This window comes from Clostridium sp. UBA7339 (genome assembly GCF_002470865.1).
Taxonomy (GTDB): Bacteria; Bacillota; Clostridia; order Clostridiales; family Clostridiaceae; genus Clostridium_J; species Clostridium_J sulfidigenes.
On sequence record NZ_DKPI01000003.1, the window covers coordinates 107,238 to 119,896 of the forward strand.

Sequence of the window (12,659 nt, forward strand, 5' to 3'; positions counted from 1 at the left end):
TCCTATAAGTTAAACTGGAGGTGATTTTATGAAAATTTTAGTCATAGGAAATGGTGGAAGAGAACATGCTATAGCATGGAAGCTCGGTGAGAGTGATAAGGTTTCAAAGATATATTGTGCTCCAGGAAATGGTGGTACTTCTATGGAACATAAATGTGAAAATATTAATTTAACAGATAATGATAAACTTCTAAACTTTGCTTTAGAAAACTCTATAGATTTAACTGTAGTTGGACCAGAAGTATACTTATGTAATGGTATAGTAGATTTATTTAAAAGTCACAATCTAAAAATATTTGGACCTAGTAAGAAAGCAGCAACTCTTGAAGGAAGCAAAACCTTTGCTAAGGAATTTATGAAAAAATATGGAGTTAAAACTGCAGCTTATGAAGCTTTTAGAGATTCAAAGAAGGCTTTAGAGTATTTGGAAAAGGCTGAATATCCAATAGTTATAAAAGCTGATGGACTTGCTGCAGGTAAGGGCGTTGTTATAGCTGAAACTAAGGAAGAAGGAATTTTAGCCATTAATGATTTCATGGTTAATGATACTTTTGGAGGAGCAGGTAAGGAAATTATAATTGAAGAATTCTTACCAGGTGTAGAAGCTTCAATATTAAGTATTACGGATGGAAATACTATAATTCCATTTATATCATCTAAGGATCATAAAACTATATTTGAGGATAATAAGGGACCTAATACAGGTGGAATGGGAACTGTGGCTCCAAACCCATACTGTAATGAAAGTGTTTTAAAAGCCTTTAAAGAGGATATTTTAAAGCCAACGCTTAAGGGGATACAGGAAGAAAATCTAGACTATATAGGAATAATATTCTTTGGATTGATGATTTGCGAAAAAGGAGTATATCTTTTAGAGTATAATGTTAGAATGGGTGATCCAGAAACACAGGTGGTGTTACCTCTTATGGAGAGTTATTTTATTGATATAATTGAAGCTGCAATAGAAGGAAAACTTAGTGATGATATAGTTAAGTTTAAAAATAAGACAGCTTGTTGTGTTATAGGCTCTTCGAAAGGATATCCGGGGAGATATGAAAAAGGTGAGTTAATTACAGGTGTTGATAGTTGTAGTGAAAAGGTATTTATTGCTGGAGCTGATTCCATATATAATAAATTAATTACTAATGGTGGTAGAGTTTTAGGAGTTACAGCTCTTGGAGATAATCTAGAAGAGGCAAGAGAAAAGGCTTATAAAGGGATATTACAAGTAAATTTTAATGGAATGTATTATAGAAAAGATATAGGTAAATAAATACTGAAATAAGAAAATGCTAAGGAGGTGGAATATAGCTACTCCTTAGCATTTTTATTTATATACTCACTATATTATATATTTATAGGCTTTGTGAAAATTTCAGAAAATGGTTTTCATAAGTAAATCTACATTTATTTAAAATCTAGTTTATAGAGTAGTCTTGATTGTAAAATAGTTAAAGAAAAGAGAAAAGAGAAAAGAGAAAAGAGAAAAGAGAAAAGAGAAAAGAGAAAAGGGTATAATTTTATTAATTTAAGGTATATGAAGTAACTTTAAATCCTATAATATACAGTGAGGAAGTTCTTACGAATTTATTACAATATGTTTTTTATGTTGAAATAAATTCGTACATAATGTATTATAATCAATGTGTATATTTATGTGTTAAAAATTTATGTGTTAAAAAATATATACCAAAATATGTAAAAAGTATTAACAAAATTAGTAAAAATGTGTAAGATATATATAGAGGATTTTAAGAACACATTATTATGTAAAACTATAAAATAATTTCCATGATGATAATAACATATTATATATGGAAGAATAGAAAAATAAAGGTGAAGATTATGTTTAATTTAATATTATTAATTATTATGTCTCCATATACTGCATTATTTACCGGAGTATATACTACTTATAGAGTTATAAAGATGAGAGAGGAAATACAGAAAAATAGTTGGAATATGGGATTGGTTCTTTTGTTTCTTTGGTCTCTATTAGCTGGACTTCTTAATAAAAGTATTATGTCTGCCGCTGTTTCAATAGTTTTTTTCTTATATTTTACTATAAGTGTAGTATTACAAAACTATTGCAAGACAGAAGAAAAATTGGAAATAATATGTAATTATTTAATTAAGTTTTCAATTTTTTCGGGAATTGTTGGAATTATAGAAAAGGTTACTTTTGCATATTTCCCAATGGAACTGTGGAAAAAATTTTTAGGTGTACCATTGGAGGTTTCAACTAATCATAGAATTTTTAGTACTTTTGGAAATCCGAACATAGCTGGAGATTGGTTTGCTATTATGATGATAATGGCCATATACTATGCTTCTAATAGTAAAAGTGTTAAGGTGAAGTTGGCATATTATAGTGCTACAGCTCTATTTTTAATAAATCTTTGTTTAACTGGCTCAAGAGGGGTTTTTATTGGATTAATATTTGGATTAGTTTCCCTATTACTATTGAAAGTAAAAAGAAATAAGAGTGATATAATAATTGTTATATCTATTTTATTAGTTATAGGTATAGTAGGTTTTACTCCTCCAAAAGTATCTGATATTTCTCAAGAGATTACTGGTCATCAGATGGAGAGGTCTTTTGACACTAGAGAAGAAATATGGTTAGGATCTTTAAAGATGATAGATGAGAAACCATTGATTGGTTGGGGAATGTTAGGAACTATAGAGCATGGTAATGAATATTCAAGATATAGTTCTGTTATTAATCATTCTCATAATATATGGCTATCATTATTAACTTCTTTAGGAGTAATCGGACTTTTAATTTACTTATATATAAGAGCAAATATCTATAAAGATTTAATATATCTTTATAAATCTGGATATAGTAGTGTAGCTTTACTTATGGCAATACAAGTAGTTGTTTTAGTTCATGGAGTAATTGATTTTACAATAATAACTCCACAAATAGGAATACTATTTATTGGATCATCATCTATAGTCACGGCTCTAGCAAAAGAAAGTGTTAGTGTGTTTTCAAAAAGAAGAAGTATAGCTGTATAGTTATTAAGTTTTGTAAAAGCTTTTATGAAGAAGTTTATTCTCATAAAAGCTTTTTTTATATATTAGAGCTTAAGTAAAGGCTAAGTACAGGATTTTCATTTATTAAAATTATATATGTAATTAGTATAATAGATTAATTTATATTGTTGTATTAATATTACCAATAAGTATTATTATACTTATCAATAATTAGTATTGGTAAATTGCTATATAAAGCAATAAAATGAAATTAAGAAATTTATAACAAGGTTTTAATAGGGGGCATTACATTATGAATCTAAAGTATTTAAAAGAGCTGGAACAGCCTATTAGAGAAAAGTTGATGAGAGAAGAGTTGGGGGAAGAAAAGTGCAAAATAATTGATAAATTCAATTTACATCCCAATGAAAACTTATATTGGGAAAGAGTAGAGCCAAAATACCCTAATCAAGAATATTTTAGTCATAAACTAGCCACGAAGAGTACGCCTATAGGGATAATATTTCATATAAATAGATTATGTTATGCAAAAACTAAATATTTTGAACAGAATTGGGATAAATTTGTTCCATGTATATATAGTTATATAAATAATTTTGTAGAAACGGAAATCTATAATATGGAGTATATCAAACATAAAAGTACAGGTATAATTCTAGATTTGCGAGAACTTGCAAAAATTCATTGGATAGATGATTTCAGAGCCATATGTACTTACTTAGAGGAGAAAGAGATAGAAATGCAATCCTAATAGAAAAATTAAATTTATAAGAGCTTAGTTATCATCTGATAATTAAGCTCTATTTTTATAAAGGACTATAAAAGAAGAAATATTTAGGTTAATATATTAAATAGATAAGCAAATATATTTAATAGTATATTATTATCTTGAAGGGAGAGATAAATATAATAAATATAGATTGGAAGCCGGATAAAAACATAAATAAGCCTCTATATATTCAAATTGTAGAGTACTTTAAGGAGAAAATAAATGGAGGAGAATGGCAAGTCGGATTCATGATTCCTACGCAACGAGAATTAGCTAAAATTTTTAATGTAAATAGAAGTACTATTGTTTCAGCTATAGATGAGTTAAAGGCAGAAGGAATCTTAGAGGGTAAGGGAAAGGGTGGAACTAAAATAGTAAATAATGTATCACCTTTATTATCTAATATACAACCAGATTGGAAGTCCTATATTGATGAAGGCATTCATATCCCTAATGTTAAGACTATTAAGAAAATCAATACCCTTGAGTTTAGAGAAGATTATATACGATTGAGCACTGGAGAACCATCATCAGAATTATTTCCAAAAGAAGATATGAAAATAATATTAAATGAAGTAGCAAGGGATATGGATAATTTAGGATATGAAAGTCCCAGTGGAACTATGTATCTTAGGCAGCAAGTAAGTAATTATTTAAAGACAATTGGCATATATGCATCACCAGGTTCTATACTTATTGTTTCTGGAGCTTTGCAAGCAATGCAGCTAATTTCTATGGGATTATTGCAAAAGGGTTCTACTGTATTGTTAGAAAATCCTTCTTATATGTACTCACTTCAAATATTTCAGTCATTAGATATGAGAAGAAGTGGGATACCTATGGATAATGAAGGAGTTATGGCTAATTTAATTCCAGATTACATAAAAAAACATGTTCCATCTATACTATATACTATACCAAATTTTCAAAATCCTACTTCTATAGTCATGTCAGAAAAAAGAAGAAAAGAGTTGATAAAGGTTTGTCAGAAAGAGAAGTTACCTATTATTGAAGATGATGTATATAGGGAGCTTTGGATTGACGCTCCACCACCGGACCCTATTAAGAGTATAGACACTAATGGATTGGTATTATATGTAGGGAGTGTATCAAAGACATTATGTCCAGGATTAAGAATTGGGTGGATTGTGGGACCAGAACCAGTAATTGAACGATTAGGTGATATAAAGATGCAAACTGATTATGGTTCTAGCTCTTTATCACAACTTACTGTGGGTAAGTGGCTAGAAACGGGGTTGTATGAAAATCATTTAAAAGAGATAAGAAGTCAATTAACTATAAGAAGAGATGTAACAATAAATGCTTTAAATAGATACTTCAAGGATATAGCTACTTGGGAAATACCCTCAGGGGGTTATTATGTTTGGATTACTTTAAAGTATAAAATAGGTATGTATAAGCTTTTTGATGAAGCATGTAAAATGGGAATTTTATTGTATCCTGGATATATATATGATGCTAATTTTAACAATTCTTTGAGAATATCTTTTTCATATGCACCTATAGAAGAGCTAGAGGAAGGTTTATTAAAACTATCATTGCTTATTAAAGAATTAGTTAGAAGGTAAGAACTCTGTTTAGAGCGATTAAGCAATCAACTAAATTTAGAATTGTATTTGTTTAATTACTCATAACATAATTATATGGTTGTGTTATGAGTAGTTTTTGGTTGGGTTTATTTTAATTAATATGGATGGAGAAGTATTGAGTGAATTTTCTTATAATATAAACAAGATAGCAGCTGTTAAATAAAACTAATTTAAATTAGGTATCTTTATATTAGGGGACTGGAGAGGATACTATGTTAGAAAACACTTTGATTAATGATATCCATATAAAAGAAATAGAGGAGCTGGAAGAATTTCCGCTACTAGAGATAGATTTAAAAAAGGTATATGATAATACTAAATATGTAGTGGATTTATGTAAGAATCAAGGAATTTCTGTAGCAGGAGTAGTTAAAGTTGTACATGCTATGCCACAGATAGTTTCAGAGATGGATAAGGCAGGATGTGAGTATCTTGCTACATCTAGAATAAATCAAGTTATAGAGATGAAAAAACAAGGTATAAAAAAACCTGTTATGCTTATAAGAATACCTATGCATAATGAAATAAAACAATTAGTGGAATATGTGGATATAAGTTTAAACTCTGAAATTGAAACTTTAAAGAAAATAAACGAAGAGTGTAAATACAAAAACAAGAATCACAAAGTTATTTTAATGATGGATTTAGGTGATTTAAGGGAAGGTATTGTAGATGAAAAAGAGTTCATAAACTTAGCCTTATATGTAGAGAAAGAATTAACTAATGTAAAACTTTATGGTATAGGGACAAATTTAGGATGCTATGGTTCTGTGAAACCTACAGAAGAGAATTTAGGTAAATTATGTAATGTGGCAGAAAAAATAGAAGCTTTGATTGGAAGAGAATTGGATGTGGTTTCAGGAGGAGCTACTTCTTCGTTAACTTTAATTTGGGATGGAAAAATACCAAGTAAAATTAATAATTTAAGAATTGGAGAAGGAATATTAGTTGCTAAGGATTTAGATGATTTTTGGGAGTATGATATGTCCATGTTACATCAAGATGCCTTTGTGCTAAAAGCTCAGGTAGTGGAAGTTAAAAATAAGCCATCTCATCCAATTGGTGAAATATTTATAGATGCATTTGGGAATAAGCCCACCTATGAAGATAGAGGTGAAAGAAGACGTGCATTATTGGCAATAGGTAAGCAGGATTTTGTTTCTGTAGATACTTTAATACCTATAGATAAAAATATAGAGGTAATTGGTGCTAGTAGTGACCATTTAATTATAGATATAGAAGACTGTAAGACAAATTATAAAGTTGGTGATGTTATAGAATTCAATATATATTATCCACACTTATTATATCTAAGTGGATCAAGGGATGTAAATAAGAAATTTATATAATGAAGATAAAGGATGTTTAAATACAATATAGGTATATACAATAGATATTTTGAAATCTATTGTATATACCTATAATTATTTACAAAATTAAATAATATTAATATAATAATATTTGTGACAAGGACATGTGCCATTAGCTCAGTTGGCAGAGCACCTGACTCTTAATCAGGGGGTCCAGGGTTCGAACCCCTGATGGCGCACCAAGGGAAACAACACTGTAGAGTGTTGTTTCTTTTTAATAAAAATTTTTTTGAAAAAAGTAGCTCGTAAAATAATTAATATGATTAAATTAATCTATTTAAGTATAAACTGAATTGGTTTATATTTTTTTACATTAAATGATAAATATTTATTTAATGTATTTTAATAAAATACTTTACAAAACTTACAGTGGGTTGTATAATAATATTTGTGACAAGGACATGTGCCATTAGCTCAGCTGGCAGAGCACTTGACTCTTAATCAAGGGGTCCAGGGTTCGAACCCCTGATGGCGCACCATACCTCGTAGTACTAATAAGTATTACGAGGTATTTTACATTTTAAACTAAAAAATAGTATAGACTTAATTAATAAAATATATTAAGGTTAATATAGATTTTATACAAAATGAAAGAAGGAAAAATAATGAATCATTTATCAACAGAAAAAACTAATGCTCCTATTTGGTTTATATTTAGACAAAATGAATTATTAGTAGAAGAAAAAGAGGATAAAATTTTTATACCAAGATTTAAAGATTTAGAATCAGTTAATATTAATCCAGTAAGAGTTCAAGATCTAGGAACTAGAAGTTGTGGTAAATGTTACTCTGTAGAGGTATCAAAAGAGTATACAGAACCTTTGGGTATGAAATTTATAACCTTAAGAAACTTATATGGACAAGTTTCTGATGAAATATATATAGAAGCAGGACGTGCTATTCAAATCATGAATTGGGATAGAACCCATCAATATTGTGGTGTTTGTGGTAATAGTACTAATACTATACTAAATGAATATGGGAAAATATGTCCACAGTGTGGTTTTATAAGCTACCCTAGAATAAGTCCTGCTATAATAGTTGCTATAGTTAAAGATGGTAAATTACTTCTTGCTAAAAATGCTAAGTCAAAACATAATTTTTATAGTGTTTTAGCAGGGTTTTTGGAACCTGGTGAAACATTAGAGGAATGTGTAGAGAGGGAAGTAATGGAGGAAGTGGGAATAGAAGTTAAAAATATAAAATATTTTGGTAATCAACCATGGCCATTTCCTAATTCTCTTATGGTAGGGTTCACAGCAGAATATGATAAGGGTGAAATAAAGGTTGATGGAGTTGAAATTGAAGAGGCAAACTGGTTTGAGGTAAATAACTTACCTAGTATTCCTGGAAGCATTAGTATTGCAAGAAAACTAATAGATTGGTTTAAGGATAATTATACTGAGATCTAGATTTTAAAATTAAATTAATAATAGAATTCATAGGAAAAGTATATTGTGTTTAACAGTATACTATAAAAACTTTAACACATAATAAACAATGAATATATGTGTTAAAGGAGGGATAAAGATGGATCATGATTTATTAAGAGAACAACAATATGAGATTAAACAACGTGAAGAAGATAAAAGGAAATACAAAAAGGAGAACTATCTTCGTAATGGGAATAAATCTCAAGGTCAATACGCTCAAAGTAGCTTTAATACTACTATTGAAGAGCCAGGTACCAATGAAAGTGGTATCGTAGCAAAAAAAAACGGTTATTAAAATTAAATATTTTATTTATAAAAGGGCTATTTCAAAGTAATCTAAATCTTAATTATGTTGAGTATTATCTGCTAATGGTATTAAAGTATAAACTCAATATTTTAGAGATTCTAGAGAATTATTTTGAGATAGCTCTTTAGGGTTTAATTATAAAATCTTAGAATTTGAAAAGAAAATAATGTGCTAAGGAATTATATAAAAATTTCAATAAAAAAATCTTACTATGTTATAATAAAGCTATTGAAATTTTACATAGCAAATAAGGAGCAATTAAAGGATGAATAAGAATAAAGTTAAGGCTTTTGCCACTTGGGCAAGAAGTAATCTTATTGAAAAAATAAAAGATAGAGCGTATAAAATAGGTATTGAAGATAATAGAATTAGAGATATAGAAGTGGTTCAAAGTGGATTTAAAGTAGTGGGTGGAGAAGAAATATTTAATATTTCACCTAAGCATAGAAAATCACTAATAAAGGAAATAGAATCAAAATCTTTAGATGAAGTTGTGGAAGAAGTGGCATATACTTGGTTTAACAGGTTTATAGCTTTAAGGTATATGGAAGTACATGATTATTTGCCCATTGGAATAAGAATTATATCTTCAGAGATACCAGGTAAAATGGAACCAGATATTTTATTTAGGGTTGGTGAAGTTATAAGAGAGTTGAGACTAGATTCAGATTTAGTCTATAAATTGTTAGATAGTAGTAAAAATTCTGATAGAGAAAATCTATATAAATATATTTTAATAAGACAATGTAATGAATTAGGGAATATTATTCCTGGTTTATTTGAAAAAATAGAAGATTATACAGAATTGTTATTTCCTGGTAATTTGTTAGAAGAAGGTTCCATACTAAGGAAAATGTGCAATGACATAGATGAAGAAGACTGGAAAGAGGAAGTAGAAATTATAGGGTGGATGTATCAGTATTATATATCTGAAAAGAAGGATAAGGTTTTTGATGATCTAAAGAAAAATGTAAAAATAACTAAAGAAAATATTCCAGCAGCTACTCAGTTATTTACTCCTAAGTGGATAGTGAAATACTTAGTAGAAAATTCATTAGGAACCATATGGATTCAAGGACATGAGGATGAAAATTTAAAGAATGAATTAAAATATTATTTAGAGGAAGGCATTCAGGATTTCGAAATAGATGACATTTTACATAATATTAAATTGGGGAGAAAAAATTTACATCCTGAGGATATAAAGGTTCTTGACCCATGTATGGGTTCGGGGCACATATTGTTATATGCCTTTGATGTGCTTTATAAAATTTACAAATCTGCAGCTTATCCAGAGCGAGAGATTTCAAGAAAAATTTTAGAAAATAATATATTTGGATTAGATATAGATTTAAGAGCTAGTCAAATTGGTATGTTCTGTCTTATTATGAAGGCTAGAGCGTATAATAGAAGATTTTTCAGAGAAGTTGAAAAAAATCCTTTGAAGCTTAATATAGCAGCTATAGAAGAAAGTAATGGTATTACTTATGAAATTATAGAATATTTCGCAAAGGAAGATGAAGAGCTAAGAGGTGATTTATCTTATTTAGTAAATACCTTTAAGGATGGTAAAGAGTTTGGATCAATATTAAGAGTTGAGAAGGTGAATTTTCAGAGGTTAAAAGAACGGTTAGGAGAGATAAATGAAGAAAATAATTTAGTATTTAGTGATTATAGACAGATACTGTTAAATAAATTACCAAAGCTCATTAATCAGGGAGAAATAATGAGTATTAAATATGAGGTTTGTATTACTAACCCACCTTATATGGGACTAAGGGGAGCTAATGATACCCTAGCTAAATATTTGACCAACCATTATCCTTTATCAAAGCATGATTTATTTTCTGTGTATATGGAAGTGTGTAAGAACTATCTTAAAGAAGATGGAATATATGCCATGGTAAATCAGCATTCATGGATGTTTTTAAGTAGCTTTTTAGAACTTAGAAATAAGATTTTAGAAGACAGTACTTTTATTAGCATGATTCACTTAGGATCTAGAGTATTTGAAGATAATGTGGGTACCATAGTACAGAATGTTGCTTTTATAAATCAAAATAGTGAAATTCCTAAATATAAAACGAGAATTGTAGACCTTACTAAAGAGTTAACAGCTTTGGAAAAGAAAATAAAGATTAAGTCAGTTTGTAGTGGAATGGAGAGAGAGGGGATTTACAGTATATGGCTAAAAAAACTAATGACAATCCCAACAAAACCTTTTGCTTATTGGGTAAATGATAATGTATTAAATTTATTTTCTAATTTACACAAGTTTGAAAATATTGCAAAGCCTAGACAAGGAATGGCTACATCAGATAATAAACGGTTTTTAAGAGATTGGTATGAAGTTGATATAAATGAAATTAATTTTTCAGCTGCTGATAGAGATGAAGCTTTGTTAAGTAAGAAAAAATGGTTTCCATATAACAAAGGTGGAGAATACAGAAAGTGGTTTGGTAATAATAGATATGTGATTAATTGGGAAAATGATGGCAGTGAAGTAAAAGATTATGCAGCAAAGTTATATAAATCATATAGTAGAACTATAAAAAATGAGGAGTTTTATTTTAAAAGTGGTCTTACATACACTTTTATTTCTGAAAATATGGGAGTAAGGTATTCTCCTCAGGGGTTCATATTTGACGTTGCTGGATCTTCTATATTCTTTGATGATAAAGACCTAGAAAAGGTAGTACTAGCATTGTTATGCAGCAAAGTTGCTAATATGTTTTTAGATATAATGAATCCAACCTATAATATACAAGTAGGAGATTTGAAGAATGTTCCAATACATGAAGATATATTTAAAGAAGAAATAAAATCTACCATTGATGAAATTGTACAAGAAAACATAGCCATTAGTGAAGCGGAATGGAATGACTTTGAGACATCATGGAACTTTAGAACTCATCCATTGATGAGAGGCTTAAGAGAAAAAAAAGTTAAGGATGTAACCATAGAATCTAGATTTAAATTTTGGGAAAAAGAAAATATGAAAATTATTGAGAAACTTAAAAATAATGAAGAGAAGTTAAATAAAATTTTCATAGATGTTTATGGTTTAAATGAAGAATTATCCCCGGATGTATCATATAAAGATATAACATTAAGGAGAATTGAGGTAGAAAGAGAAGTGAAATCTTTAATATCTTTTGCAGTGGGATGTATTATGGGTAGATATTCAATAGATGTTGATGGGTTAGTGTATGGAGGTGGAAACTTCCAAGATAAATGGGATTTTAAAAATTATAGAGTTAAGAAAGTAGAAATAGATTCCACTGGAAAAGTAAATGATAATAGATGGGTTAATTCAAGTTTTATGCCTAAGGTTGATAATATAATGCCTATAACAGAAGAAAAATATTTTTCAGAAGATTTAATGACCAAGTTCATTGAATTTTTAAAAGCAGTTTATGGAAATGAAGTATTGGAAGAGAATCTTAATTTTATAGCCAATATTTTAGGCAAAAAAGATAGTGAAACTTCAAGGCAAAACATTAGAAGATACTTCTTTAAGGAATTCTATAAGGATCATATAAAAGCTTATGGAAAGAAACCCATATATTGGTTATTTGATTCAGGTAAGAATGATGGATTTAAAGCATTGGTATATGCTCATAGATATGACGACTTAACTGTAGCTTTATTGAGGACAGAATATATTCATCTTATGCAACGGAAATATGAAGGTGAATTGAGTACATTGGAGCTAATAAAAGACTCACAGGAATATAGTGCTAAGGAAAGAGCAATAGCTAGGAAAAAAAGTGAAAAGTTAAAAAGGAAAATAGAAGAACTCATTGAATATGATGAAATAGTTGCGTATATGGCTAATGAAAAAAAATCCATTAACTTAGATGAAGGAATTAAAGAAAATTATGATAAATTCCAAGGTATCAAAATTATGAAAACAAATGGAAAAGAAACTAAGATAAATCTTTTATATAAAATCTAAGGAGTTTATATTAAAACATATTGGGGTACAATTATACTTTATTTTATGGTAATATTTAAAATGGATTAATATTTAATAGAGTTTTATATAAGGTAAACTTTAAATAAGATTACTACATATCTCATATTATATAAAATGCTAAATTATATTATTAAGTTGTATTATATAAAATGGATTAAGCTAAAGTGTGAGGTAATTAATAAATATAT

Annotated in this window: 8 protein-coding genes and 2 tRNA genes; all 10 read left to right on the top strand. The window is 28.6% G+C overall.

What is annotated here, in order from left to right:
- Positions 1–28 precede the first annotated feature (28 nt).
- The 10 genes from purD to pglX all read left to right on the top strand — a co-directional run bounded on the left by purD (position 29) and on the right by pglX (position 12,450).
- The gene (purD, locus tag B2S02_RS00780) at positions 29–1,273 is read left to right on the top strand and encodes a phosphoribosylamine--glycine ligase (protein ID WP_346848067.1); all 1,245 of its coding nucleotides are present in this window, start codon (positions 29–31) and stop codon (positions 1,271–1,273) included.
- A 572-nt stretch (positions 1,274–1,845) separates the two neighbouring features.
- Complete coding sequence (locus B2S02_RS00785; RefSeq protein ID WP_346848068.1) at positions 1,846–3,024, top strand: O-antigen ligase family protein; 1,179 nt, start codon at positions 1,846–1,848, stop codon at positions 3,022–3,024.
- Between the two features lie 271 nt (positions 3,025–3,295).
- A complete protein-coding gene (locus B2S02_RS00790) occupies positions 3,296–3,754 on the top strand; it encodes a hypothetical protein (RefSeq protein ID WP_346848069.1) in 459 nt (152 codons plus the stop codon).
- A gap of 137 nt (positions 3,755–3,891) precedes the next feature.
- A complete protein-coding gene (locus B2S02_RS00795) occupies positions 3,892–5,361 on the top strand; it encodes a PLP-dependent aminotransferase family protein (protein WP_346848070.1) in 1,470 nt (489 codons plus the stop codon).
- Positions 5,362–5,594: 233 nt separating this feature from the next.
- Positions 5,595–6,731, top strand: coding sequence for an alanine/ornithine racemase family PLP-dependent enzyme (locus tag B2S02_RS00800; RefSeq protein WP_346848071.1), 1,137 nt, complete (start codon positions 5,595–5,597; stop codon positions 6,729–6,731).
- A 127-nt stretch (positions 6,732–6,858) separates the two neighbouring features.
- Positions 6,859–6,934 (top strand) — tRNA-Lys (locus B2S02_RS00805).
- A 221-nt stretch (positions 6,935–7,155) separates the two neighbouring features.
- Positions 7,156–7,231: transfer RNA gene (locus tag B2S02_RS00810), tRNA-Lys, on the top strand.
- A 126-nt stretch (positions 7,232–7,357) separates the two neighbouring features.
- Positions 7,358–8,164: an NAD(+) diphosphatase gene (gene nudC, locus B2S02_RS00815; protein ID WP_346876171.1), complete on the top strand. Its 807-nt coding sequence runs from the start codon at positions 7,358–7,360 to the stop codon at positions 8,162–8,164.
- 118 nt (positions 8,165–8,282) lie between these two features.
- Positions 8,283–8,480 carry a hypothetical protein gene (locus B2S02_RS00820; RefSeq protein WP_035132938.1) on the top strand — a complete coding sequence of 66 codons (198 nt, stop codon included), beginning with the start codon at positions 8,283–8,285 and terminating at the stop codon, positions 8,478–8,480.
- A gap of 277 nt (positions 8,481–8,757) precedes the next feature.
- Positions 8,758–12,450 carry a BREX-1 system adenine-specific DNA-methyltransferase PglX gene (pglX, locus tag B2S02_RS00825; protein ID WP_346920139.1) on the top strand — a complete coding sequence of 1,231 codons (3,693 nt, stop codon included), beginning with the start codon at positions 8,758–8,760 and terminating at the stop codon, positions 12,448–12,450.
- The last annotated feature ends 209 nt before the right edge of the window (positions 12,451–12,659 follow it).

Bases quoted from the DNA above. Each gene is read 5' to 3' on its own strand.
- purD (WP_346848067.1), top strand. From the start codon at position 29: ATGAAAATTTTAGTCATAGGAAATGGTGGAAGAGAACATGCTATAGCA.
- B2S02_RS00785 (WP_346848068.1), top strand. From the start codon at position 1,846: ATGTTTAATTTAATATTATTAATTATTATGTCTCCATATACTGCATTA.
- B2S02_RS00790 (WP_346848069.1), top strand. From the start codon at position 3,296: ATGAATCTAAAGTATTTAAAAGAGCTGGAACAGCCTATTAGAGAAAAG.
- B2S02_RS00800 (WP_346848071.1), top strand. From the start codon at position 5,595: ATGTTAGAAAACACTTTGATTAATGATATCCATATAAAAGAAATAGAG.
- nudC (WP_346876171.1), top strand. From the start codon at position 7,358: ATGAATCATTTATCAACAGAAAAAACTAATGCTCCTATTTGGTTTATA.
- B2S02_RS00820 (WP_035132938.1), top strand. From the start codon at position 8,283: ATGGATCATGATTTATTAAGAGAACAACAATATGAGATTAAACAACGT.
- pglX (WP_346920139.1), top strand. From the start codon at position 8,758: ATGAATAAGAATAAAGTTAAGGCTTTTGCCACTTGGGCAAGAAGTAAT.